Consider the following 24661-nt stretch of genomic DNA (forward strand, 5'->3'; position numbering starts at 1 on the left):
CGTGCCGACGGCGCGGCAACCGGGATCAGGAGCGGGCGAAGGCGAGCAGCGCGGCGGTCAGGGTGACGCCGCCCGGGGATCCCGGTGCGCTGCCGGCCTTCGAGACGACCATGCCCTGCTGCACCGCGACGAGGCGCTTGCCAGACCGCAGCGCGTCGAGGATGCGGGTCGCCGAGGGCACGTCGGGCGCGTCGATCGTGACGGTCAGCGGAATCTGGTGCGGAGTTCCCGCGGCACCTGCCGCACCGCCCGCCGCTGCGTTCGAATCCGCGGGTGCCCCGCTGGTCGCCGGCGCGGGAGCCGGCGCCGCCGGAGCCCCCGGCGCAGGCGACACCGCCGGATCGGCCGTGCGCGCAGCGAACGCCTCGGCCGAGCCGGGCGTGAGGGCGGTCACCGTGCCGCCGGCGGCCTGCGCAGCCTGCACGGCGAGCAGGAGCACGTCGTCGAGGTGTTCGGTGGTGGGGATCTCGGCGCGGAGCCGCGCCACGTCGGCGTCGAGCTGGGTGGTGTCGGCCGCCTGGGTGGTGAGTGCGTCCAGCGCCGCCTGCTGCGAAGCGTTCGAGGCCGCAACACCGTCGGCCATCCCGTTCGTGGCGTTCGCGGCGGTGTACTGGGGCACGGCGAAGACGACGATTCCCAGGATCACGATCGCGAGCGCGGCGACACCTCCGATGAGGTTGACGAGGTGCTTGTTCACTTGGCCGCCTCCGTGCTCGGCGCGAACGCGCCCGTGTATACCGACTGATCGAGCACGACCCGGACGGTGTACGTGAACACTCCCTGGGCCGAGGTGAAGTCGCCGACTTCGGCCGAGCGGATGCCTGCGGCCGTGCGCACCTCGCGTGTCGCGGCGACGAAGTCGACCGGCGCCGTGCTGGTGAAGGTGACGGTGCCGCTCACACCGGTCGCGTCGGCGGGCTTGCCTCCGGGCAGCGGCACCGGACCGGCGTCGAGGGTGTAGCCGGTGATGGTGACTCCGGCGGGCAGGTGCGAGGCGACGAGGGCCACCACCGGGGTCCAGGCGAGGTCGCCCCCCATGGCGGACTGGCGCATCGCCTCGAGTTCCGACCGGGTGCTGATGTCCGCGCTGACATCCGAGAGCGCCGCGATCCCCGAGATGATCTGCAGGGTGCGGCTCTGCTCCGAGGCCAGCCGCATCGTGGCGGCGACGTTGAGGGCGAAGGTGGCGCCGATCGCCACGGCGGCCACGACGGTGGCGCCGACGCAGAGCCACACCCACAGGCGGGCGCGGGCGATCACTTCGCGATGCTGCACCTCCGAAGGCGGGAGCAGGTCGACGCGGGGCAGCGACCCGATCTGCACCGTGGGCGTGCGGGCGGTGGTCAGCAGGCTCATCGTGCTCCTCCGAGCAGCAGGGCGACGGTGCTCGCCATCCGGGCGGCCATGGCCGCAGGCATCCCGGCCACGTTGGCGGCCGGACGCACGAGGTCGAAGGCCGTGAGGGGTGTGGCGGTCGTGGCGGTGACCCGCGCGACGGCGTCGAGCAGACGGGGGTGCGCGGCATACGTCCCCGACACGAAGGTCGCGTCGATCGGGGCGGCGTCGGGGCGGTCGCGGTAGAACGACACGGTCCCCCGCAGGCGCCCGATCAGGTCGTTCAGCGCGGCCTCGACGTCGGGGTGGAGGTCGGCAGGCGCGGGGGCCGAGGTCGGAAGAGGCGCGGGCGTGGCGACCGGACCTGTGCTGCCCTTCCGGCGCCGGATGTCCGCGCGGCTGCGGGTCTCCCCGCCGTCATACGCGCCGCCTCCCGCAGCGACCGGCTGAAGGGCGGCGGGCACGTTCAGCTCGACTCCCGCGACGAGGGCGTCGAAGCCGTCGGCGGCGCGCTGAGGCATCCGCTCACCCTCGACCGGTGCCGCAACAGGGGCGGCGATGTCGATCGGCACGACGCGGACGAAGCGCGGGATGCCGCCGGTGGCGATCACGATGTGGGTGGTGTGCTCGCCGATGCCGATGAACAGGCCGGTGCGTCCCGCGGGGGCGAGTCCGGCGAGGGCGCGGGCGAAGCCGAAGGCGACGAGGTCGACGGATGCCGCGCGCAGCTTCGCTCCATCGAGCGCGCCGACGAGCTCCTCCATGTGCTCGGCCACGGCCGCCACGAGCAGCCCGTGCACGCCGCGCTCGTCCTGCCCGGTGGGCACGAAGTCGAGCACCGCCTGGTCGACGGGAACGGGCAGCCGGTCCTGCACCTCGAACGGCAGCGACAGGCGGATCTGCGCGGGGTTGGTGAGCGCCGTGGTGTGCTCGCGCACGAGGATGCGGCGGTTGCCGACCCCGAGCACGACGTCGCGGCTCGAGATCCCCGCATCCGCCCAGAGACGCTTGAGCGCGAGACCGACGGCGTCGCGATCGAGGATCTCGGAGTCCTTCGCCGCCCCAGGGGGCAGCGGCACCTCCCCGGCCGCGATGATCGTCGGGGTGCGCCCGGCGCTCAACTCGACGGCGCGCACGCTCTCCTCGGTGATCTCCACCGCCACCTGTGTCTTGGGCATCAGTTGCGCTCCTCACCGCTGTGCATCACAGCGCTCCTAACAGCGAGACATACGACCGGCCGAACAGTTCGCCGGCGACGATGCCGACCCATGCTCCGACGACGATCCAGGGTCCGAACGGGATGGCGGTGCGCCGCCGGGCGCGACCGCTGACGATGAGGGCGATGCCGAACACGCCGCCGAGCAGGAACGCCATGAAGGCGCCGACCGCGAGGGGCCACCAGCCGAGCCAGCCGAGCATGAGCCCGATGGAGGCGGCCAGGCGCACGTCGCCGCCGCCCATTCCGCCCGGGCGGATGGCGCGCAGCACGCGGTAGAAGAGGTAGAGGCCGGCAGCGCTCACGACGGCGCGGCCGAGCGCCCACCAGTCGGCGCCGAGCAGACAGGCCGCGATCAGCAGGCCGAGGCAGACGAACAGCGTCGATCCGGTGATCGAGTGCGGTAGCCGGCGGGTGTCGATGTCGATGAGCGTGAGCGAGATTCCGGATGCCGCGAACCACAGGAACGCCAGCAGCACGAGCAGCTGCGCGCCCAGCGGGCCGGTGATTCCGCTCGCACGGGTGAGGGCGAGCACGATGGAGTCGAACGAGCCGAGCGGACCGGCAGGAACGGTGTCGTACGGCCCGCCCCAGCCGAGACGGCCGGTGCCGACGACCCACCACACGCCGATCCACGCGAAGACGAGCCCGGTCATGAGCTCGACCATCGGGTACCGCGCCGAGATCGGCGCGCGGCAGTTGGCGCACTTCCCGCGCAGCAGCAGCCACGAGAGCACCGGCACGTTCTGGTACCAGCGCACGGGCGCGTCGCACCGCGGGCAGCGGCTCTCGCGCAGAAGCGACATCCCTGCCGGGACCCGGTAGATCACGACGTTGAGGAACGACCCGATGACGAGCCCCAGGATGCCGGCGACCGCCGCGACGATCGCGAGCGCCAGCCACGGATCGGAGGAGAGCATCAGCCCACCGCCCGTCGCGAGATGAGGTTGCCGATTGTGGGCGCCGAACCGGAGCTCGAACCGAAACCGGGGACGCCGATCGGCTCGTAGACGAACTGGAACCCGGGAGATCCGTTGCCACCGAAGCTCATCTCACCGGCGTAGAGCTGGCCCGTCCAGTTCCCCTTGGAACCCGCGACGCCGAAGGTCAACTTGCACGGGGTGTAGATGAGGCCGGTCATTTTGGGCGCGGTCCCGAGCATGGCCGCGTAGATGCTGATCTGCGACCCGCTGTTCGCACAGGTCGCGGCCGAGTCCTTCGTATTGTCGGGCACGACGATCGAGAATCTGTGCGGCTGTCCGTCGGCAGAGGTCACCTGGGCTTCCTGGAAGTCATGAGTGCTGCCGTTGTCGCTCAGGAGAACGACCACGTCCGTCTTGAACTTGAGGTTTGCCTGATACCCGCTGATCTTCCCGCAGCCGCGCATATCGGCGACGGTCGGCACTGAGTAGCCGGTGAGACGGGCGACGTTGGCAGGGCCCCATTGGCTGAGGTCGCACGTGCCGCTAGGAGGCCATGTGTCGACGGCATAGCCCGTGGCCGCCCAGTCGCTCGCGACGAACCCGTAGTCCTGCCACTTTGACTTGCCCGGGGTCAACGGATCGGGCACGGCAACTGTAGGCGCGCCCGGGGCGACGAGTCCGGTCACGTTGTACGAGTTCCCCTTTGTGGCGGTCGGAGGCCCCCAGCCTGTGTTCGCCGTCCCGCCGAGGCGGAGTGCGCCGCCGATCTTCGTGTCGGGCGCGATGTAGCTCTGGACGCTGCGCTGGGCAGAGATGACGTCACCGGTGACGGTCGAGCTCTGGAAGTACGCTCCCGACGACCCGATCGGTCCAGCGACGCTGACGGACGCTGCCTTCACGTTGTAGAGCGCGGCAGGCTGGGTGCTCGCGCTGACCAAGCTGCCTCCGACCGAGGTCGCGTTGAGGTCGAGCGGCCCGCCGGTCGTGACGCTTCCACTGATCGTCGCCCCAGATGTCTTCAACCCCTTCTCTGTGACGAGGTTCCCGATGACCTTGCCGTTGAGGGAGACGTTGCCCTTGGCATAGAGGTTGCCGCCCACCGTCACGGTCGAGTTCGTGATGCTGACATCGCCCATCACGTAGATCGACCCGCTTACGGTCGCCGACGCCGTGATCGTGAGGTTGCCTGCAACGTAGATGTCCTTGTCGAAGGTGCAGGTATTGGTGAGGTTCAGCGAGCCTGTGTAGAGGATCACATCGGTACCGAAACGGGATGCGTTGTTGCAGGAATTGAAGTCTCCCTTGAGCAGCAACGCCGCGGAGTTGACTGCTGTGGACCCCTGCAACACGTTGAGCGCGTTGGCGCTGAAGTTGCCTCCACCGATCACCAGAGCATTCTCGGGACCGCTGGTGCTCACTGAGCCGGCGAACGAGTAGGTCGCCTGCGCTTTGCTCGTGCCAGCGTTCGTTCCCTCGCCGTATCCGATGGACGTGAAGGTGACCTGGCCCGAGCCTGTCGGGCATGACGTGGTGACGGAGTACCGCGGCGCGACGCTGCTCGCGGGAGCCAGAGAGCACACGCCGGAGGGGTTCGCTTTCGCGGCGGCATAAGCCACGGCGAGGCCAGCGTCGGCCGCAGCCTGAGCCTGCAACCCGCCTTTCACGCCGGCTGTTGTCCGCGTCGTGTTGACGATCGCGGTAGAGAGCGTCACCGTGATGAGCCCGAGCACGAGCACGACGATCATGACGGTCACGAGGGCCGAGCCTTGGTCATCGCCCACCCTGCGGGCACGGATTCGGGTCAGCATCGTGGTTGGCTCCCTGAGACGAAGCTCTTGGCTGCGGCCGAGCCGGTGAGGGCCGCGAGGCTCCCGCTGCTCGCTTGAGGCTGCTCGGCGGTGGACACCGAGAGGTTCCATGTGAGCTGCTTGGAGTCGGTCGACGCGACGAAGTAGGCCTGAACGTTGCCGGCGCTGTTGCGGATCGGCTCGATTCGCTCCGCCATCACGGACCAGCTCGTCGACGGCGCGGGCGACGTCGCCGATGAGGCGAGGGGCGCGTATGTGGCATAGCGCAGCTCGAATCGACCGTCGGGGTTGTTCACGACCGCTCCGGAACTGCTGCGTCCGCTGAGGTCGACGACCGCCCAGGCCGTGCACGTCCAAGCTGTCGTGCCGGAGGCCACCGCTGCACGCGCCACCAGCCCGCCTCCTGACACCGATTGGACGGTCACGTTCGCGGCATTGCGGACGCTCGTCGACAGTGAGGTGCTGATCGCCTGCACACGCCCCGTGGAGAGATCCCGGTCCCGTGCGGCGGCATTCGCCTGAAGGGTCGAGAAGAAGACGGTGGCCACGACACCGAGGATCACGGCCGCGACGAGAACGGTGATCAGCAACTCGACCAGAGACAGCCCCGAGTCGTGATCATCATGAGGGATGCGAGAGCTGATCATGGCGTCGTCACCACGATCTTGGAAGCCATCTGCGAGATCGTGGTCGTACTGCTCACAGTTGGGCGGACGGCCACGCTGACCGTGATCGCACCTGGATAAGTAGAAGGGCACGCGGCGACGGTGATGTTCGCTACCAATCCGGTGCCGGCGGGGTCGGCGGCGTTCGTCCTGGCCGACGACCGCACCGCCGAGCAGGTGTTCGGCGATTCGTCGGGGAACGCTGCACGGATCGAGGCGATCTGGGCTGACGCGAACGCATTGGCCGAGCCCGCGTCGCGGTTTCCGGCGCTGAGCTTCGTGGACTGCATGGCGAGCGGAAGGATCGCCAGGGCGAGCACGGCGAACACGAGCATCGCGATCACGACTTCGAGGAGACTGAGCCCCTCGTCGGTCGCAAGACTTCGCGGTGTGGATGCCATGGTGTCGCCTCTCGCTCAGGAGGGGAAGAACAGGGATGCCGGGTCGGCGAGCGTCGCGCTCACCGACCCGGCATTACCGGTGGTGTTAGCAGCCGGGGCCAGACTTCTGCACAGAGTCGGTCGTGGCGCCGGTGGCCTTGTCTGCAGTGACGCAGAAGTTCTCGAGCGAAAGCGTCGAGCCGGTCTTCGGGGCAACGGTCACCACGTACTTGCCGCTGTCGGTGAGGTTGGTCAGGCTCGGCGTTGCGGTCGGGTCCTTCGCGAGCGCTGCGGACACCTGGGAGGCGCCATTGGCGGCGATGGTCTTGATGGAGTTCTTCTCGGCGTCGGCCTGGATGCCGTTGAAGACCGGGATGGCGATCGCGGCGAGGACGCCGAGGATCACGACGACGACGATGAGCTCGATGAGCGAGAAGCCGCTCTCGTCGCCCTCTTCGGACTTGCGACGCTTGAGAGCGTCCATGTAGTTCTTGATCGATGCACGCATGGCTGGGGAGTCCCTTGCTGTAGTTGGAGTGGATGTTGCGCCGCGGTTTCGACCCGTCCCCCGTTTCGACCCTCGGCGCTCGCCGGTCCGACTCGGAGTGAGGCGGGCTGCCCGGCGACGACAACTATGCCGGTGCATACGTTCAGCAATCTGCCCAGAGCGCTCAGTCATTGGTCAATCCCGCTCAGCGTTCCGTCAGGTACGGCGTGCTTTCTGCTCGACATCGCCTTCTCGATGCTTCTAGGCTCGTCGCGCAGGAGGTGCGCATGTCCGACCCGCGGATGCCTCGGGGCCCGAAGCGTCGTCGATCGGAACGCGATCGCGAGCGCATCACCGAGCTGAACGGCGACGCCGACGACCTCGTCGCCTACTTCAAAGAGCGCGTGTACGCGACCTTCACCGGTCTCGCGCTCATCTTCGTCATCGGTGCGAGCGAGCACCCCGACCCGCAGCGCGGGCTCCTCACGCTTCTCCTCGGCGTCGCCGGCATCGTCGCCGCAGGATTCGTGGCCGACGTCGTGTCGCACTTGGCGGTGCACCAGGAGTTCCCGAACGCCGCCGAGTTCGCCATCCTCGGCCGGATCTCGCTGGGCGGTCTCGGGACGGTCGTGGTCCCCGGCATCCTGATCGTCCTCGCCTGGGTCGACGTCATGTCGATGGAGGCGGCGCTCAATGCCAGTGCGTACGTCTACATCGCGACGCTCGTCGTCATCGGTCTCATGGCGGTGCGCCGGTCGCGGCTGCGCTGGTGGCAGCAGCTGCTCGCGCTCGTGATCCTGCTCGCCCTCGGCCTCGTCGTGGTGGCGATCCAGACCATCGCGAAGCTGGTCACCGGGCATTGACGCCGCTCCTAAGAAGTTGAGCCGACTCATAGCAAGTTCGAATTGACAGGTCGCCGCACCTCTCGCTAGCCTTGAGTCATTCCGGCTCAACCCTCTCTGGTGGACCGGACCCACGACTTCCCACAACAAAGGAGAGAACATGCCACGTGCAGTCGGATTCGACCTGGGTACGACGAACTCCGTCGTCAGCGTCCTCGAGGGCGGCGAGCCCAAGGTCATCGCCAACGCCGAGGGTTTCCGCACCACCCCGTCGGTGGTCGCGTTCACCAAGGACGGCGAGGTGCTCGTCGGCGAGACCGCCAAGCGCCAGGCCGTCACCAACGTCGACCGCACCGTGGCCAGCGTCAAGCGCCACATGGGCACGAACTGGACGTTCGACGTCGACAGCAAGAAGTACACGCCGCAGGAGATCTCGGCGCGCATCCTCGGCAAGCTCAAGCACGACGCCGAGGAGTACCTGGGCGACTCGGTGACGGATGCCGTCATCACCGTCCCCGCCTACTTCAACGACGCCGAGCGCCAGGCCACGAAGGAGGCCGGCGAGGTCGCGGGGCTGAACGTGCTCCGCATCATCAACGAGCCGACCGCGGCGGCACTGGCCTACGGCCTCGACAAGGGCAAGGAGGACGAGCTCATCCTCGTCTTCGACCTCGGTGGCGGAACGTTCGACGTCTCGCTGCTCGAGGTGGGCAAGGACGACGACTTCTCCACCATCCAGGTGCGCTCGACCGCCGGTGACAACCGCCTCGGCGGCGACGACTGGGACCAGCGTCTCGTCGAGTACTTCATCAAGCAGTTCAAGGACACCACCGGCGTGGATGTCTCGGGCGACAAGATCGCTCTGCAGCGTCTCAAGGAGGCGGCCGAGCAGGCGAAGAAGGAGCTCTCCAGCTCCATGTCGACGAGCGTGAACCTGCCGTACCTGTCGCTCACCGAGTCCGGCCCCGTGTCGCTCAGCGAGACGATCACGCGCGCCAAGTTCGAGGACCTCACGAAGGACCTCCTCGACCGCACCAAGAAGCCGTTCGAGGACGTCATCCGCGAAGCCGGCATCAAGGTCGGCGACATCGACCACGTCGTGCTCGTCGGCGGCTCGACCCGCATGCCCGCGGTCGCCGAGCTCGTCAAGCGCGAGACCGGCAAGGACGCCAACAAGGGCGTCAACCCGGACGAGGTCGTCGCCGTGGGCGCCGCCCTGCAGGCCGGCGTGCTGCGCGGCGAGCGCAAGGACGTGCTGCTCATCGACGTCACCCCCCTCAGCCTCGGCATCGAGACCAAGGGCGGCATCATGACCAAGCTCATCGAGCGCAACACGGCCATCCCGACCAAGCGGTCCGAGACCTTCACCACTGCCGACGACAACCAGCCGTCGGTCGCGATCCAGGTCTTCCAGGGCGAGCGCGACTTCACCCGCGACAACAAGCCGCTGGGCACGTTCGAGCTCACCGGCATCGCGCCGGCTCCGCGCGGCATCCCGCAGGTCGAGGTCACCTTCGACATCGACGCCAACGGCATCGTGCACGTCTCGGCGAAGGACAAGGGCACCGGCAAGGAGCAGTCGATGACGATCACCGGCGGCTCGTCGCTGCCCAAGGACGACATCGAGCGCATGGTGCGGGAGGCCGAGGAGCACGCCGCTGAGGACAAGAAGCGTCGCGACTCCGCCGAGACCCGCAACCAGGCCGAGACCCTGTCGTACTCGATCGACAAGCTGATCAAGGACAACGACGACAAGCTCCCCGCCGAGGTCAAGGCCGAGGTGCAGGGCGACGTCGACGCGCTGAAGACGGCGCTCGCCGGTGACGACGACGACGCGGTCAAGGCCGCGTTCGACAAGCTCAACGCGAGCCAGGGCAAGCTCGGCGAGGCCATCTACGCCTCCTCGCAGGCCGCCGGCGAGCAGGCCGACCCCAACGTGGGTCAGCCGGGCAACGGCGAGACGCCCAACCCCGAGGAGGACGTCATCGACGCCGAGGTCGTCGACGACGAGGACGAGAAGAAGAGCTGACATGGCCGACAAGAACTTCGAAGAGCCGAAGGGCGACGACGAGGTTCGGCCGGCCGACGAGGGGACGGATGCTGCGGCATCCGTCCCCTCGGAGGGCGACGAGCTGACGATCGACGACATCCTCGGCGCGGTGCAGTCAGAGGACGCCGCGGCGGCCGACGACGCGAAGATCGCCGCCGCCGAGGACACCCTGCTCGTCGACCTCAAGCGCCTGACGGCGGAGTACGCCAACTACCGCCGGCGCACCGAGGAGCAGCGGCAGATCGAGGCGGAGCGCGCCCAGGGGCGCGCGGCCACCGCGCTGCTGCCGGTGCTCGATGACCTCGACCGCGCCGAGAAGCACGGCGACCTGCCCGAGGGCACCCCGTTCGCCGCGATCGCCGAGAAGGTGCGCGGCGTGGCCGAGAAGCTCGGCGTGGAGAAGTACGGCGTCGCCGGCGAGGTCTTCGACCCGCAGCAGCACGAGGCCATCTTCCAGGTGCCCACACCCGGCGCGACCGAGTCGACCGTGCTCGAGGTGGTCGAGACGGGGTATCGTCTGGGCTCCATCGAACTGCGTCCGGCGAAGGTCGTGGTCGCCGTGCCGGCCGAGTAGGAGGACGCATGGCCAGTCAGGACTGGTTCGACAAGGACTTCTACAAAGTGCTCGGCGTCGCCAAGGATGTCAGCGAAGCCGACCTCAAGAAGACGTACCGCAAGCTCGCGCGCAAGTACCACCCCGATTCCAATCAGGGGGATGCCGCGGCCGAGGCCACGTTCAAGGAGATCAGCGAGGCGTACGCCGTGCTGTCCGACCCCGAGCAGCGCACCGAGTACGACCAGATCCGCGCCATGGGCTCGGGTGCCCGCTTCCAGGCGGGCGGCCCGGGTGCCGGCGGGTTCGAGGACGTGTTCAGCCAGTTCGGCCAGGGTCGCACCCGTTACCAGACGGCCGAGGACTTCGACGACATCTTCTCGATGTTCAACCAGCAGAACGGCGGGCGATTCGGGTCGGGCGGCTTCGGCCAGCCGACCGGAGGATTCCGCGGCTACGGCGGTCCGACGCGCGGCGCCGACATGACCGCGCGCACCACGATCGACTTCCTCACCGCCACCAAGGGCGAGACCATCACCCTGCAGGGCGAGGACGGCAAGCCGTTCAAGGTGAAGATCCCCGCGGGGGTGTCGGACGGGCAGAAGATCCGCCTCCGCGGACGCGGCCGGCCGTCGCCCGACGGCGGCGAGACCGGCGACATCGTGGTGCAGATCACGGTGCGCCCGCACCCGGTCTTCACGCGCGACGGGCTCAACCTGCGGGTCACCGTGCCGGTCACCTTCACCGAGGCCGCGCTCGGCGCCACCATCGAGGTGCCCACGCTCGGCGGCGACCCCGTCAAGCTTCGGGTGGCTCCCGGCACCCCGTCGGGCCGCGTGCTGCGGGTCAAGGGGCGGGGCGTGGCATCCACCAAGGGCACCGGCGACCTGCTCGCCGAGGTGCAGGTGGCCGTGCCGTCGCACCTCGACGACGAGGCCCGCGCGGCGCTCGAGCGCTTCCAGGAGCTGCAGCCCAAGGAGAACCCGCGCTCCGAGCTGATGAGCAAGGCGCGGGGCTGAGGCATCCATGTTCCGTCTGCGTCTTTCCGCTGCTCGGCGAGGCGTGAGCCTCGGAAGGGCGCAGACGAAATCATGAGGACGGGACGAGGAGGTGAGCGCACGTGACGGACGACATCGACGAGGACGCCCCGATCTTCGCCATAGCGGTGGCGGCCGAGCTGTCGAACATGCACCCGCAGACGCTGCGGCAGTACGACCGGCTCGGACTGGTCGTGCCCGCGCGCACGCAGGGCGGGTCGCGGCGGTACTCGACGCGTCACGTCGAGCAGCTGCGCGAGGTGTCGCGGCTGTCGGGCGAGGGCATGAGCCTGCCCGCGATCGCCCGCCTGATCGCCCTCGAGGAGCACGTGCACGCCCTCACGCGCCGCGTGACCGATCTCGAGCGGCAGCTGCTGGCCGAACGCCAGTCGCGCCCGGGCGCCCGGGTGTTCGCCGCCGGCTCGGCCGGCTCGGTCGTGCCGCTGCGTCACGGCGTGCGGGTGCGGCGGGCGACCGAGGTCGTGCTGTGGCGTCCGAGGCATCCGTCGCCCGAGTCCGACGCCGAGGACTGATCCGCTCCTCCCCACACGGCGAGGCGCCGCCCTTGTCCCCAACTTCGGGATCGCCGCTCGGACGAGCCCCGCGGTCGTGACAGCGTTCCTTCATTGCGTCACACTGAAGGAGTGCATATGACCGATCCGCAGGCCTGGACTCTCATCGGGGTCTTCAGCGCGGCGATGCTCGGTGGGCTCACGCTCGTCACGACCATGCTGAGCCGAGTCATCCGGGCCGAGGTCGGCGGGGTCCGCGCGGAGATATCCGCCTTGAACACGCGATTCGATCACCTCGACCGCGATGTGCAGACGCTCTCGGAACGGATGTGGCGGCGCGACCGCGACGAGTGACGCGCAGAGCGGATGCTGCGGCATCCGCTCTTCCGTGACGCATACCGCCGCGGCACACTGGGCGGATGGCGACCCTCGACGACGTGCGCGCGATCGTGCGCGAGCTGCCCGACAGCGCGGAGGGCGTCGAGGGTCATCGTGGCGGCGTGGCCTGGCGGGCGGCCAAGGGGCTGTTCGTCTGGGAGCGGGGTCCGTCGCAGCGCGACCTGGACCAGCTCGCCGACCTCGGTCGCGCATGGCCCGGCGGTGTCGTCGTGGGCGTGCGCACCGAGGGGCTCGACGGCAAGACCGCGGTGCTGGGCGCCTACGCCGACGTCGTGTTCGACATCCCGCACTTCGAGGGATACCCGGCCGTGCTCGTGCCCCTCGACGCGATCGATGTCGACCGCCTGCGCGAGCTCGTGCTCGACTCGTGGCTGCTGCGCACCTCTGCCCGCACCGCGAAGGAGTGGCTCGCCGCCCATCCCTGATTCCCCGGCTCAGGCGGCGGTGAACGCCTCGAAGTCGCGACGGGAGAGCGCGGCGTAGGCGTACGCCCACTCCAGCAGCGCCTCGCCCACGACCCTGCCGTTGCCGATGTAGCCGGCGACGGTGGCGCCGTTCGACGACTGCGAATGAGCCCGGGCGAGGGTCGCCGCGCACGCCTCGGCGTACGCGCGGAACGGACGGTCCTCGAGCTCCTCGGCGTCGATCCCGCCCTTCATGTCGTGGAACTGCCGCACGTAGAAGTCGCCGCGGACCGCCCGCAGGTGTCCGAGGAACGGGTCGGACACCGCCTGCAGGATCCGCTGCATCGCCACCACGCGGCCGCCCTGCCCGTACTCGTCGACGTACTCGTCGAACTGCGGCGGCTGGGCGATGCCGCCGTACTCCTCGAGCACGCTCCGACCCGCCTCCTTCGCCTGCAGGATGAGGGCGTTGCCCTCGCCGTCCTGCATCAGCGCCAGCGTGCACAGGGTTCCGACGCTGCCGACCCCGACCACCCGACGCGCCAGATCCGACACCGTGTAGTTGGTGAGGAGGAGGCGGATGTCGACGCTCGCCGTGCGCTGATAGTTCTCCACGTTCACCCGCAGCCGGCTCTCGGTCGCCGCGTCGGCGTGCACCATCGTCGGCGGATGCTCCACGAACACCAGCCGCCCGCGCTCGTCGACCTCGGTGAGCCGCTTCGCCGCCCGGTCGCCGGTGCGGCGCTGCGCGTCGCGCATCGCCTCTTTCAGCACCGACCGGGTCTGCTTGTCGGCGCTCGCCGCGACCGCGTTCACGTCGAAGTGCTCGAAATACCGCAGCAGCGGACTGCGGGCGGCGCCGGCGGCCATCGCGCGCGCGTACGTACGCACGGCGGCGAGGGCGGCATCCCTCACCACATCCTTGTCGCGCGACGTGGCCTGCCCGCCGATCACGATGCTCGTCACGAGGCGCTTCACGTCCCACTCCCACGGCGCCCACGCGGCCTCGTCGAAGTCGTTGAGGTCGAACACGAGCGTGCGCTGCGGCGAGGCGTAGAAGCCGAAGTTGGCGATGTGCGCGTCCCCGCAGGAGGGGACCAGGATGCCGCTGTGCGCGTCGCGCGCGAGGTCGGCCGCCTGCAGGGCCGCGCTGCCGCGGTAGAACGCGAACGCGCTCGCCGACATGCGCTCGATGCGCAACGGCACGAGGTCGGGTTCGCGCGTCTCGTTCTGGCGCTCGAGGATGCCGAGGGGGTCGCGATCGCCCTCGGAGAGGTGCGACAGGGTGCTGCGCGGAACCCGACGTCGCGCATCGCGCCCCGCCTCGGTGCGCGCGCGGACGCTCAACGGCGGTGTCCAGGTGTCTTCGAACACGTTGTGCACGGCAGGGTCGCTCATCTGCACATCATGGCGCACGGCGCCCCGCGCGGGTGGGGACTCCCTGCCCGCGCCGAGGTCGGGCCCGCCCGCGAGGCATCCGACTCTCCGTCCGCGGGCGCCATAGAGTGCCGCCATGACCGCACCGGACGCCGGGACCGGTCGTCAGCGCATGGCCCTGGACCGCTGGCGCACGGTGACCTACTGGCCCCTGATCGCGGTGTCGGTCGCCTTCATCGTGGCGTATTCGTGGCAGGTGATCGCGGATCTTCAGGGCCCGGCGTACCTCGTCGCCCGCTGCGTCGAGGTGTTCACCTGGATGGTGTTCTTCGCCGACTACCTCGTGCGACTCACCCTCGCGCAGCCGCGCGGTGTGTGGTTCCGTCGTCATCTGTTCGAGCTCACGGTGGTGGTGCTTCCGGCGCTGCGGCCGCTGCGGCTGCTGCGGGCGCTCACCCTCGTGCACGTGCTGCAGCGGACGGCCGGCACCGCTCTGCGCAGCCGGCTCGTCATCTACGGCGCCGGCGCGGCGGCCGTGCTCATCTGGATCGCCGCGCTCGCGGTTCTCGAGTCGGAACGCGGACACGCGGGCGCGAACATCGAGAACTTCGGCGACGCGCTGTGGTGGGCGTTCGTCACCATCACGACGGTCGGCTACGGCGATCACTACCCGGTCACGGTGTGGGGTCGTCTGGTGGCGGTGCTGCTGATGTGCGGCGGTGTGGCCGTGGTCGGCGTCGTCACCGCGACCCTCGCGTCGTGGGTGATCGAGCGTGCGGCGCAGGGACACGACGATGACGAGCCCGCGACGCGCGCCCAGGTGCGCGAACTGGCGGCGCAGGTGACCGACGCCGCTCGCCGTCTGTCGGCGGCGACGGATGCCTCGACGTCTCCGGGTGCGCACGATCGCCCGGACGCGGGCTGAGGGCCCCCGGAACGTCACCCTCTCTGCGAGGACCCCGCGGCCTATTCGGACCAGACGGCCAGCTCGTTGCCGGCCGGATCGGTGAAGTGGAAGCGGCGACCGCCGGGGAACGGGTAGATGTCGTGCAGAACGGTGCCGCCCGAGGCCGACACGGCGTCGCGCGCGGTCTCGAGGTCGTCGGCGTAGATGACGGTGAGCGGCATCTTCTGCTGAGTGTCGCCCGGCACACCGTTGATCCCGGCGGCGGTGCCGCTGTCGGTCGTGTCGACGTAGGCGCCGTAGTCGGTGAACGTCCACCCGAACGCCTGCTCGTAGAAGGAGCGGGCGCGTGCCAGGGCGTCGGGATCGGCGGCGGGGAACTCGATGAGGTCGATGCGGTTGTGCGTGGGCATGCCCCAGGCCTACCACCGGCATCCGACGTCGGCACCCGGTTCATGCGCGGGAATCGTTTCCGCTCAGGGCGTACGGCACCCATTGGCACGGTGTCGGAGGTTGCGGTTAGCCTGAAAGGCGCTCGACCGGGACCCGACGCCCCTTCTCGCGAGCGCAGAACCCAACATCGGAGAACACCGTGCTCGGAAAGCTCCTCGTCCGCTATCTGTCGAAGTTCCGCTGGCTGCTGGCCGGCGTGCTCCTCTTCCAGTTCATCTCGGCGATGGCCTCGCTGTACCTCCCCCGCCTCAACGCCGACATCATCGACAAGGGCGTGGCGACCGGCGACACCGGCTACATCTGGTCGACCGGCAGCTTCATGCTCATGATCTCCCTCGGGCAGATCGCCGCGTCGATCATCGCCACCTTCTTCGCCGCGCGCGCCGCGATGGCGGCGGGTCGCGACATCCGCCTCGACGTGTACGAGAAGGTCAGCGCGTTCTCCGAGCGCGAGGTCTCGAAGTTCGGCCCCGGCTCGCTCATCACCCGCAACACCAACGATGTGCAGCAGGTGCAGATGCTCGCGATGATGGGCGCCACGATGCTCGTCTCGGCGCCGCTCCTGGCCATCGGCGGCGTCATCATGGCGCTGCAGCAGGATGTGGGGCTCAGCTGGCTCATCGCGGTCTCGGTGCCGGTGCTGCTCGTGATCGTCGCTGTCATCATCAGCCGCATGGTGCCGCTGTTCCGCAGCTTCCAGGGCAAGCTCGACGCCGTCAACCGGGTCATGCGCGAGCAGCTCACCGGTGTCCGCGTCGTCCGCGCCTTCGTCCGGGAGGACATCGAGGAGGAGCGCTTCCGCACCGCCAACACCGACATCATGGTCGTCGGCCGCAAGGTCGGATCGCTGTTCGTGCTCATGTTCCCGCTGGCGATGCTCGTGCTCAACGTCACCGTCGTGGGGGTCATCTGGTTCGGCGGCATCCAGGTCGACGCCGGCCACGTCGAGATCGGCACGCTCTTCGCCTTCATGCAGTACGTCGGTCAGATCCTGATGGGCGTGCTCATGGCGACGTTCATGACGATCATGATCCCGCGCGCCGCCGTGTCGGCCGAGCGCATCAGCGAGGTGCTCGCCAGCGAGTCCACGCTGACCCGCCCCGAGAACCCGGTCAGCGTCTTCTCCGACCCGGGGACCGTGCAGTTCGATGCGGTCGAGTTCACCTATCCCGGCGCCGACGCCCCCGTGCTCTCGGGCATCAGCTTCGGGGCGGCGCGCGGCGAGACCGTGGCGATCGTCGGATCGACCGGATCGGGCAAGACGACGCTCGTCTCGCTCATCCCGCGCCTGTTCGACGTGACCGGCGGAGAGGTGCGCGTCGGCGGCGTCGACGTGCGCCAGGCCGACCTCGACCGGCTGTGGCAGGGCATCGGGCTCGTTCCGCAGCGCCCGTTCCTGTTCACCGGCACGATCGCCTCCAACCTCCGCTTCGGCCGGGAGGAGGCGACCGACGAAGAGCTGTGGAAGGCGCTCGAGATCGCGCAGGGCAAGGACTTCGTCCAAGAGATGGAGGGGCAGCTCGACGCGCACATCGCGCAGGGCGGCACCAACGTGTCGGGCGGTCAGCGTCAGCGCCTCGCGATCGCCCGTGCGATCGTGCACCAGCCCGACGTGCTCGTCTTCGACGACTCGTTCTCGGCCCTCGACCTCACCACCGACGCGCGGTTGAGGCAGGCGCTGTGGCGAGAGCTGCCGGAGGTGACCAAGATCGTGGTCGCGCAGCGCGTCTCCACGATCACCGAGGCCGACCGCATCGTCGTGCTCGAAGACGGCCACATGGTCGGCCTCGGCACCCACGAAGAGCTGCTCGCCACGAGCGAGACCTACCGCGAGATCGTCGAGTCGCAGCTGGGGGTGGAGGCATGAGCACCCCCGACACCCTCTCCGAGGAGGAGCGCCTCGAGCTCGAGCTGGCCGAGCAGGCCCGTCAGACCTCGGGCGACTGGGACAGCGTCAAGCCCGGCAAGGCCGACAACTTCGGCAAGAGCTTCGGGCGACTCATCGGCCTCCTGAAGCCGTCCGCCGTCGCCTTCGTCTTCGTGTCGATCCTCGGCGCGATCGGCGTGGTGCTGGCCGTCGTCGCCCCCAAGGTGCTCGGCGAGGCCACGAACATCATCTTCGAGGGCGTCATCTCGCGCACGCTCGGCGCCAGCTTCCCGGCCGGCACCTCGCAGGCCGACGTCGTCGCCGCCTTCCAGGCGGGCGGTCAGACAGACTTCGCCAACATCGTCGGCGGATTCAGCCAGTTCTCCGTCGGGGCGGGTGTCGACTTCGACCGCCTGCGCATGGTCATCGTCGTGGTGCTGGCGATCTACGTCGCATCGTCGCTGCTCAACTGGATCCAGGGCTACGTCATCAACGTGATCATGGTGCGCACCATGTGGCGTCTGCGCGAGTCGGTCGAGGCGAAGATCAACCGTCTGCCGCTGTCGTACTTCGACAAGGTGCAGCGCGGAGAGCTGATCTCGCGGGTCACGAACGACATCGACAACATCACCCAGACGATGCAGCAGTCGCTCTCCACGGTCGTCACCTCGGTGCTCACGGTGGTCGGCGTGCTCATCATGATGTTCACGATCTCGTGGCAGCTCGCCCTCGTCGCCCTCGTCTCGCTGCCCCTCATGGCCGTGATCTTCGGAGTCATCGGCCCGCAGTCGCAGAAGGCGTTCGGGGTGCAGTGGCGCAAGGTCGGGCGCCTCAACGCCCGCGTCGAGGAGTCGTTCTCCGGCCACGCGCTGGTGAAGGTGTTCGGCCGCGAGAAGGACTCGCGCGAGAAGTTCCAGGCCGAGAACGAGGAGCTGTACCAGGCGAGCTTCAAGGCGCAGTTCCTGTCGGGCATGATCATGCCCGGCATGATGTTCATCGGCAATCTGACCTACGTCGGCATCGCGGTGCTCGGCGGCCTGATGGTGGCGAGCGGCAATCTGCGTCTCGGCGACGTGCAGGCCTTCATCCAGTACTCGCAGCAGTTCACCCAGCCGCTGTCGGAGCTGGGCGGCATGGCGGCGGTGGTGCAGTCCGGAACGGCGTCGGCCGAGCGCGTGTTCGAGCTCCTCGACGCCGACGAGCAGGAGCCGGATGACGCCGACGCCCCCGCGCCGATCGACGGCGACGGTGTCATCGAGTTCGAGAACGTGCAGTTCTCCTACACGCCCGAGCGCCCGCTCATCACCGACCTGTCGTTCCGGGTCGAGCCCGGGCAGACCGTCGCGATCGTGGGGCCGACCGGCGCGGGCAAGACGACGCTGGTGAATCTCATCATGCGGTTCTACGAGCTCGACGGAGGCCGCATCCTGCTCGACGGGCAGGACATCGCCGAGCTCACGCGCGACGACGTGCGCTCGCGCACCGGCATGGTGCTGCAGGATCCGTGGCTGTTCGCCGGCACGATCCGCGACAACATCCGCTACGGCCGCGAGTCGGCGACCGACGACGAGATCGTCGAGGCGGCGGTCGCGACGCGGGTCGACAAGTTCGTGCACTCCCTGCCCGACGGCTACGACACCGTGCTCGACGAAGACGCGTCGAACGTCTCGGCCGGCGAGAAGCAGCTCATCACGATCGCCCGCGCGTTCGTCGCGCAGCCGTCGGTGCTGATCCTCGACGAGGCGACGTCATCGGTCGACACCCGCACCGAGCTGCTGCTGCAGCACGCCATGGCGGCGCTGCGCGAGGGCCGCACCTCGTTCGTGATCGCCCACCGCCTCTCGACCATCCGCGACGCCGACCTCATCCTCGTGATGGAGCACGGCGACATCGTCGAGAAGGGCTCGCACGACGAGCTCATCGCCGCGCAGGGCGCGTACTGGCGCCTCTACCAGTCGCAGTTCGAGCAGGCCGCGCACGATCTCGACGCCGAGGCGGAGGCGTTGGAGAGGGCCGCCAACCCCGAGACCGGCACCGTGCCGGTGGGCACGGCGACCGGCACCGTCCCCGTCGCGGCCGGCACCGTCCCGACTGGGGGCGTCTCGGCGCCGCCCACGCGCACCGCGCCGGCGGCGGCCGAGGGCGACAGGCCCGGAGAGGCGTAGCGCTCGCGCGAAACGACGCGGAGGGGACGGATGCTGCGGCATCCGTCCCCTCCGTCGTCCCGGTCGAGGTGCCCCACGGCACAGCGGCTCAGGACGGGTCGATGCGCAGCACGGTGGGGCCCTCGCCCATCGTCAGATCGTCGACGATGCGCAGGCCGCGGGCCAGGGCATCCACCGCTCCGATCACCGTGCCGAAGCGCTCGCGGTCGGAGCACACCGCCGTCACGGTGATGAACTGCGCCCCGGTATCCCAGGTGTAGGTCGCGAACGGCGGCGTCCGCGCGTCGGCGGGGAGCGGCATCGCCAGCTTCTCGCCGACGCCGAGGTACGTGCCGCGGAACGTCTCGGTGTCGTCGTACTCGATCGGCATCATCGCCCGTGCGGTGCGCAGCTGCGGGGTCGCCTCCTGCACCTGCGCCATCGCCACGAGCAGATCGGGGTCGGACTTCCACACCCACACGAGCACACGTCCGGCGGCGCGGCGCATCAGGAAGGGCGCCGCCTGACTCACCGCCCACGCCGCCACGCCGCTGCCCGGCCGCTCCTCGGCGCCCATCGAGCGATTCGCCTGCGTGAGCAACATCCGGATCGCCTTCTTGCGGTGGCGGCGGCCGCGCAGCCCGAGCGATTCGGTCACCGGCACCCAGAGCGCCGGATCGGCATCGGCCTGCAGTCGAGACATGCGTCCACGATACGTGGATGCCACGACCCGCCGACCGGGGGATGTCCCCCCGGGTCCACCGAACCCCCTCGGGTAGGGTGGACGATCAATGCACCACCTCGTGCGACCCACCCCCGCCGCAGAGTTAGGCAGCAGCATCCTGTGACTCCCCCCGCGACGCCCGCCCCCGACGACGCGACCCCGGGCGCAGCCCCACGGCCGCTGCGGGTGCTCATCGGCGCCGACACGTTCGCCCCGCATGTCAACGGCGCCGCCCGCTTCGCCGAGCGTCTCGCCGCGGGCCTCGTCGCCCGCGGCCACGACGTGCACGTGTCCGCGCCCAGCGCCGGCCACCGCAACTCCGGCACGTTCACCGAGGTGATCGAGGGGCAGCCGATGACGATCCACCGCCTGCCCGCCTGGCGCTTCCTCCCGCACGACTGGCTGACGTTCGTGCTGCCGTGGATGTCGAAGCACTACGCACGCAAGGTGCTCGACGAGGTGAGGCCCGATGTCGTGCACATCCAGTCGCACATCGTGATCGGGCGCGGGCTCGCGCGCGAGGCGCGCAAGCGCGGCATCCCCATCATCGCCACCAACCACGTGATGGCCGAGAACATTCTCGACTTCACCACTCTGCCCGACGTGCTCGACCGGGTCGTCGTCAAGCTCGCGTGGGACGACGCCAAACGCACGTTCGACATGGCCCGCGCCGTCACGACGCCGACGCGCAACGCCGCGGAGTTCCTCGAGCGCACGATCGACATCAGCGGGGTCATCCCGATCAGCTGCGGCATCAAGGCGTCCGACTACACCGCCGACCTGTCGCCGCGCGACGCGAACCGCATCGTGTTCGTCGGCCGGCTGACCACCGAGAAGCACATCGACGTGACGCTGCGCGCGATGGCGAAGCTGGATCCCGCGCTGCACGCGACGTTCGACATCGTCGGCAACGGCGACCAGCGCCGCGCCTTGGAGAGCCTCACCGAGCAGCTCGGCCTCACCGACCGGGTCACGTTCCACGGACGCACCTCCGACGACGAGCTGCGCGCGACCCTGACCGCGGCGAGCGTGTTCGTCATCTCCTCCATCGCCGAGCTGCAGTCGATCGCCACGATGGAGGCGATGGCGTCCGGGCTGCCGATCATCGCGGCCAACGCGGTGGCACTGCCCCACCTCGTGCAGGACGGGCGCAACGGCTATCTGTTCGCTCCGGGCGACGTCGACGACCTCGCCGCGAAGCTCACCCTCGTGCTCACCCAGACGCCCGAGGAGCGGGCGGCCATGCAGCAGGCGTCGCTCGACGGGGTCGTCGTGCACGACCTCGACCGCACCATCGACACCTTCGAGGCCCTTTACCGGGGTGAGCTGCCGCAGCCATGAGCGCTGCGCGGCCGCCGGAGCGCGGCATCCGGCTGTTCTTCGATGCGCGCTACGTGCGCACCGACTTCCACGATGGAATCAGCCGCTTCTCGGTCGAGCTCGCGCGGGCCGCGTCGGAGGCGGCCGCGGCGCGGGGCGTCGAGATCACCTATCTCGTGCACGACCCGGCGCAGGTCGACCACCTGCCCCCCGGAGTGCGCACGCTGCGCATCCACGCGCCGACCTCGGTGCGTGAGCCCTTCACGGCGGTCATGCTGAATCGCCATCAGCCCGATGTCGTGTTCTCGCCGATGCAGATGATCGGCTCGCTCGGCCGCCGCTTCGCACTGTTGCTGACGCTGCACGACACGATCTACTACCGCCACCGCACGCCTCCGAGCGATCTGCCGGGCTTCGTGCGGCTCGGCTGGCGACTGTTCCACCTCTCGTACGTGCCGCAGCGCATCACACTCGACCGCGCCGACGTGGTGGTGACCGTGAGCCAGACCAGCAAGCGCCAGCTCGCGGCGGCACGGCTCACGCGGCGGCCGATCATCGTCGTTCCGAACGCGCCGCGGCGGCTGGGCGAGCAGTGGTCCGCGACCGGACGACCGAGCGGTGCACCCGCGCGCAACATCATGTACATGGGCTCGTTCATGCCCTACAAGAACGTCGAGACCCTCGTGCGCGCGATGGCGCATCTGCCCGGCCGCCGGCTGCACCTGCTGAGCCGCATCTCTCCCACGCGGCGCGCGGAGTTGGAGGCTCTGGCGTCACCGGGGGCCGAGGTGGTCTTCCACGACGGGACGACGGATGCCGCGTACGAGGCCATGCTCGTCGACGACGCCGTACTCGCGACCGCGAGCCTCGACGAGGGCTACGGACTGCCGTTGGCCGAGGCGCTCGAGCTCGGCGTGCCAGCGGTGGTGAGCGATCTCGAGATCTTCCACGAGGTGGCCGGAGACGGCGCGCTGTACGTCGATCCCCGCGACCCCGAGGCGTTCGCGGCCGCGATCTCGGCACTCGACGACGACGCCGTGCGCGCCGCCGTGGTGGCGGCGGGGTCGGCGCACATCGCCCACTTCTCGTGGAGCCGTTCCGCCGGCATCCTGCTCGACACCGTCGCCGAGCTGGCCGAGGACCGCGCGGCGCCGGGCGCGCGTCGGATCAGAAGCCGCTCGCGGCGATGATGATCGGGAAGATCAGCCCGACGATCACCCCGACCAGTCCCGAGATGCCGATGCCGGTGCCGATGCCGGCGAGCACGCGCGGCTTGCCCCGCTGCGCGAGGCCGATCACGCCGAACGCGAGGGCCACGAGCGCGAGGATCCCCTGCACGACGCCGCTCACGGTGCCGAGCGCGCCGATCGCCTGGTAGCTCGACGACGCGTACGCTCCGGCCTGCAGGAACAGGAACACGAACTGCCAGAGCAGCAGCAGGGCGCCCGCGATGATCGAGACGAGGGCGAGCGGGTTGCCCTTCGACGCGGGCTTCGGCTCGCCGGGCTGCGCGTACGACGACGCGGCCGACGGATACGCGGGCGCGCCCTGAGCGTACTGCGGGGCCTGCCCGTACTGCTGCGCGTACGGCGGCTGACCCGGGTGCGGCGGCACCTGCTGGGGCGGTTGACCGGGCTGAGTCGGCGCGGGCTGCGTGTAGGACGGCTGCGGCCCGCCGGGCTGGGACGGGGCCTGGCCGGGCTGAGGGGGCACGGGCTGGGACGGGGCCTGGCCGGGCTGAGGGGGCACGGGCTGCGCGTAGGCGGGCTGTGCGGGAGTCTGCGGCGGCTGCTGTCCGTACGGGTGCGGCGGCTGCGAAGGGTGTGCGGGCGGGGGAGTCGACATGGTGCGCCTCTCAGGCTCGGGAAACGATCCCGAGTCTAGGGAGGATCGCCGCCGACCCGCCAGCCTCAGGGGAGGCGGGTGCGGTCGGTCGGCGTGCGGCGGTAGCCGTCGTTCGTGAGGGCGGCGATCGTGTGGGCGACCGCGACCAGGGACAGGGCTGCGAGAACGATCATGAGGAACATGGCAGAAACGCTACGCTTGCGGAATCTCTGCCACGAGTGGCAGGATGGACACGCATCGTAAGAAAACTGCCAGGTCGCGGATGCCGCACCTTCGGCATCGCGAAGGGAAGCCGCATGCGCACTGTCGCCGTCATCGTGCAGGAGGGGTTCGCGCCGTTCGAGTTCGGGCTGGCGTGCGAGGCGTTCGGTCTCGACCGCTCCGCCGACGGGATCCCGAACTTCGACTTCCGCATCGTGACGCCCGAGCCCGGGGCGATCTCGAGCAATCTCGGCTTCTCGATCAACGTGACCGACGACCTCGCCTTCGCCGACGAGGCCGACCTCGTCGTGGTCACTCCGGTCCCGCGGGCGTCGTGGACGCGCGTGGACCGTCGCGTGGCCGAGGTGATCCGCCGGGCCGACGCGCGCGGCGCGTGGATCCTCACCGTGTGCAGCGGCTCGTTCGTGGTCGCAGCTTCCGGGGTGCTCGACGGACGACGGGCGACGACGCACTGGATGTACGCCGACACGATGGCCGCGATGTACCCGGCGATCGACGTCGACCCCGACGTGCTCTACGTGCAGGACGGCCGCATCATCACGAGCGCCGGAACCGCGGCGGGACTGGATGCCTGCCTGCACCTGCTGCGACAGGAGCTCGGCGCCGAGCTGACCAACAAGATCGCGCGGCGCATGGTCGTTCCTCCGCAGCGCGACGGCGGCCAGGCGCAGTTCATCGACCGCCCGCTGCCCCAGGTGGCCTCGCTCTCGCTCGCGCCGGTGACCGACTGGATGGTCCAGAATCTGCGCGACGAGCTCACGGTCGACCAGCTCGCCGCCAAGGCGCACATGTCGCCCCGCACGTTCGCGCGCCGGTTCAAGGCCGACTTCGGAGCCACGCCGGCGGCGTGGCTGGGACGGCAGCGGCTCATCCACGCGCAGCGGCTGCTGGAGAAGACCGACCTCGGCCTCGATCGCATCGCCGACGAGTCGGGCTTCGGATCGGCCGCCGTGATGCGGCAGAACTTCGCCCGCGTGATGGGCATCACCCCGACCGCCTACCGCGCGCGCTTCGCCTGCGCGCCCGCGCTCGAGGCATCCGTCCCCTCGCTCGAGGCATCCGTCCCCTCGCTCGAGGCATCCGTCCCCTCGCTCGAGGCATCCGTCCCCTCGCTCGAGGCATCCGTCCCCGCCGCCTGACCCGTCCCCATGGCCCTGACGCCGACCCTTCCCGAGGTGAGACTGCACTCCGGCA

Annotated in this window: 25 protein-coding genes; 13 read left to right on the plus strand and 12 right to left on the minus strand. The window is 69.6% G+C overall.

Annotated features, from left to right (window positions below; genetic code table 11):
• Positions 1-25: 25 nt before the first annotated feature.
• From ACSJDX_RS07755 to ACSJDX_RS07790, 8 genes are all read right to left on the minus strand, one after another.
• Positions 26-697 carry a hypothetical protein gene (locus ACSJDX_RS07755; protein WP_438352117.1) on the minus strand — a complete coding sequence of 224 codons (672 nt, stop codon included), beginning with the start codon at positions 695-697 and terminating at the stop codon, positions 26-28.
• Positions 694-1356 (minus strand): hypothetical protein, encoded by a 663-nt coding sequence (locus tag ACSJDX_RS07760; protein ID WP_438352118.1) that lies wholly within the window; start codon positions 1354-1356, stop codon positions 694-696. Before ACSJDX_RS07760 ends, ACSJDX_RS07755 begins: the two co-directional genes overlap by 4 nt.
• The gene (gene pilM / locus ACSJDX_RS07765) at positions 1353-2513 is read right to left on the minus strand and encodes a type IV pilus biogenesis protein PilM (RefSeq protein WP_438352119.1); all 1161 of its coding nucleotides are present in this window, start codon (positions 2511-2513) and stop codon (positions 1353-1355) included. Before pilM ends, ACSJDX_RS07760 begins: the two co-directional genes overlap by 4 nt.
• Positions 2514-2538: 25 nt before the next feature.
• Complete coding sequence (locus tag ACSJDX_RS07770) at positions 2539-3471, minus strand: prepilin peptidase (RefSeq protein WP_438352120.1); 933 nt, start codon at positions 3469-3471, stop codon at positions 2539-2541.
• Positions 3471-5228 carry a hypothetical protein gene (locus ACSJDX_RS07775; RefSeq protein WP_438352121.1) on the minus strand — a complete coding sequence of 586 codons (1758 nt, stop codon included), beginning with the start codon at positions 5226-5228 and terminating at the stop codon, positions 3471-3473. The genes ACSJDX_RS07770 and ACSJDX_RS07775 overlap by 1 nt, the downstream gene beginning before the upstream one ends.
• A 47-nt stretch (positions 5229-5275) precedes the next feature.
• Positions 5276-5929, minus strand: coding sequence for a pilus assembly FimT family protein (locus ACSJDX_RS07780; protein ID WP_438352122.1), 654 nt, complete (start codon positions 5927-5929; stop codon positions 5276-5278).
• On the minus strand, positions 5926-6348 hold the full coding sequence (locus tag ACSJDX_RS07785) for a type IV pilus modification PilV family protein (protein ID WP_438352123.1): 423 nt from the start codon (positions 6346-6348) through the stop codon (positions 5926-5928). Before ACSJDX_RS07785 ends, ACSJDX_RS07780 begins: the two co-directional genes overlap by 4 nt.
• Positions 6349-6433: 85 nt before the next feature.
• A complete protein-coding gene (locus ACSJDX_RS07790; protein ID WP_438352124.1) occupies positions 6434-6835 on the minus strand; it encodes a prepilin-type N-terminal cleavage/methylation domain-containing protein in 402 nt (133 codons plus the stop codon).
• A 266-nt stretch (positions 6836-7101) separates the two neighbouring features.
• On the opposite strand from ACSJDX_RS07790, the gene ACSJDX_RS07795 reads away from it, so the two are divergent.
• The 7 genes from ACSJDX_RS07795 (at position 7102) to ACSJDX_RS07825 (ending at position 12632) form a co-directional block, all read left to right on the plus strand.
• Positions 7102-7677 (plus strand): hypothetical protein, encoded by a 576-nt coding sequence (locus ACSJDX_RS07795; RefSeq protein ID WP_438352125.1) that lies wholly within the window; start codon positions 7102-7104, stop codon positions 7675-7677.
• 139 nt (positions 7678-7816) lie between these two features.
• Positions 7817-9685: a molecular chaperone DnaK gene (gene dnaK, locus ACSJDX_RS07800; protein ID WP_438352126.1), complete on the plus strand. Its 1869-nt coding sequence runs from the start codon at positions 7817-7819 to the stop codon at positions 9683-9685.
• A gap of 1 nt (position 9686) precedes the next feature.
• Complete coding sequence (locus ACSJDX_RS07805) at positions 9687-10280, plus strand: nucleotide exchange factor GrpE (protein ID WP_438352127.1); 594 nt, start codon at positions 9687-9689, stop codon at positions 10278-10280.
• 8 nt (positions 10281-10288) lie between these two features.
• Positions 10289-11278: a DnaJ C-terminal domain-containing protein gene (locus tag ACSJDX_RS07810; RefSeq protein ID WP_438352128.1), complete on the plus strand. Its 990-nt coding sequence runs from the start codon at positions 10289-10291 to the stop codon at positions 11276-11278.
• 167 nt (positions 11279-11445) lie between these two features.
• Complete coding sequence (locus ACSJDX_RS07815) at positions 11446-11829, plus strand: MerR family transcriptional regulator (protein ID WP_438354950.1); 384 nt, start codon at positions 11446-11448, stop codon at positions 11827-11829.
• 117 nt (positions 11830-11946) lie between these two features.
• Positions 11947-12162, plus strand: a complete 216-nt coding sequence (locus tag ACSJDX_RS07820) for a hypothetical protein (protein WP_438352129.1) — start codon at positions 11947-11949, stop codon at positions 12160-12162.
• A gap of 65 nt (positions 12163-12227) precedes the next feature.
• Complete coding sequence (locus ACSJDX_RS07825) at positions 12228-12632, plus strand: hypothetical protein (RefSeq protein WP_438352130.1); 405 nt, start codon at positions 12228-12230, stop codon at positions 12630-12632.
• Positions 12633-12641: 9 nt separating this feature from the next.
• Here ACSJDX_RS07825 and ACSJDX_RS07830 read toward each other — a convergent pair whose 3' ends face one another.
• Positions 12642-14009: a DUF2252 domain-containing protein gene (locus tag ACSJDX_RS07830; protein ID WP_438352131.1), complete on the minus strand. Its 1368-nt coding sequence runs from the start codon at positions 14007-14009 to the stop codon at positions 12642-12644.
• Positions 14010-14124: 115 nt separating this feature from the next.
• Here ACSJDX_RS07830 and ACSJDX_RS07835 point away from each other — a divergent pair, with 115 nt between their 5' ends.
• Positions 14125-14913, plus strand: a complete 789-nt coding sequence (locus tag ACSJDX_RS07835; RefSeq protein ID WP_438352132.1) for a potassium channel family protein — start codon at positions 14125-14127, stop codon at positions 14911-14913.
• 41 nt (positions 14914-14954) lie between these two features.
• Here ACSJDX_RS07835 and ACSJDX_RS07840 read toward each other — a convergent pair whose 3' ends face one another.
• Positions 14955-15305 carry a VOC family protein gene (locus ACSJDX_RS07840; protein WP_438352133.1) on the minus strand — a complete coding sequence of 117 codons (351 nt, stop codon included), beginning with the start codon at positions 15303-15305 and terminating at the stop codon, positions 14955-14957.
• A 179-nt stretch (positions 15306-15484) separates the two neighbouring features.
• Between ACSJDX_RS07840 and ACSJDX_RS07845 the strand changes: the two genes are divergently transcribed.
• A complete protein-coding gene (locus tag ACSJDX_RS07845) occupies positions 15485-17212 on the plus strand; it encodes an ABC transporter ATP-binding protein (protein WP_438352134.1) in 1728 nt (575 codons plus the stop codon).
• A complete protein-coding gene (locus tag ACSJDX_RS07850) occupies positions 17209-19377 on the plus strand; it encodes an ABC transporter ATP-binding protein (protein WP_438352135.1) in 2169 nt (722 codons plus the stop codon). The genes ACSJDX_RS07845 and ACSJDX_RS07850 overlap by 4 nt, the downstream gene beginning before the upstream one ends.
• Before the next feature lie 88 nt (positions 19378-19465).
• On the opposite strand, the gene ACSJDX_RS07855 is transcribed toward ACSJDX_RS07850, so the two are convergent.
• The gene (locus ACSJDX_RS07855) at positions 19466-20059 is read right to left on the minus strand and encodes a hypothetical protein (RefSeq protein WP_438352136.1); all 594 of its coding nucleotides are present in this window, start codon (positions 20057-20059) and stop codon (positions 19466-19468) included.
• A gap of 141 nt (positions 20060-20200) precedes the next feature.
• Here ACSJDX_RS07855 and ACSJDX_RS07860 point away from each other — a divergent pair, with 141 nt between their 5' ends.
• Positions 20201-21421 (plus strand): glycosyltransferase, encoded by a 1221-nt coding sequence (locus tag ACSJDX_RS07860; RefSeq protein WP_438352137.1) that lies wholly within the window; start codon positions 20201-20203, stop codon positions 21419-21421.
• Between the two features lie 26 nt (positions 21422-21447).
• The gene (locus tag ACSJDX_RS07865) at positions 21448-22590 is read left to right on the plus strand and encodes a glycosyltransferase (RefSeq protein WP_438354951.1); all 1143 of its coding nucleotides are present in this window, start codon (positions 21448-21450) and stop codon (positions 22588-22590) included.
• On the opposite strand, the gene ACSJDX_RS07870 is transcribed toward ACSJDX_RS07865, so the two are convergent.
• Positions 22568-23245, minus strand: coding sequence for a hypothetical protein (locus ACSJDX_RS07870; protein WP_438352138.1), 678 nt, complete (start codon positions 23243-23245; stop codon positions 22568-22570). The two genes, ACSJDX_RS07865 and ACSJDX_RS07870, sit on opposite strands and share 23 nt — an antisense overlap.
• Positions 23246-23541: 296 nt before the next feature.
• On the opposite strand from ACSJDX_RS07870, the gene ACSJDX_RS07875 reads away from it, so the two are divergent.
• Complete coding sequence (locus ACSJDX_RS07875) at positions 23542-24606, plus strand: GlxA family transcriptional regulator (RefSeq protein WP_438352139.1); 1065 nt, start codon at positions 23542-23544, stop codon at positions 24604-24606.
• Positions 24607-24661 lie beyond the last annotated feature (55 nt).

Origin of the sequence: Microbacterium fluminis (assembly GCF_051549805.1) — a bacterium.
Taxonomy (GTDB): Bacteria; Actinomycetota; Actinomycetes; order Actinomycetales; family Microbacteriaceae; genus Microbacterium.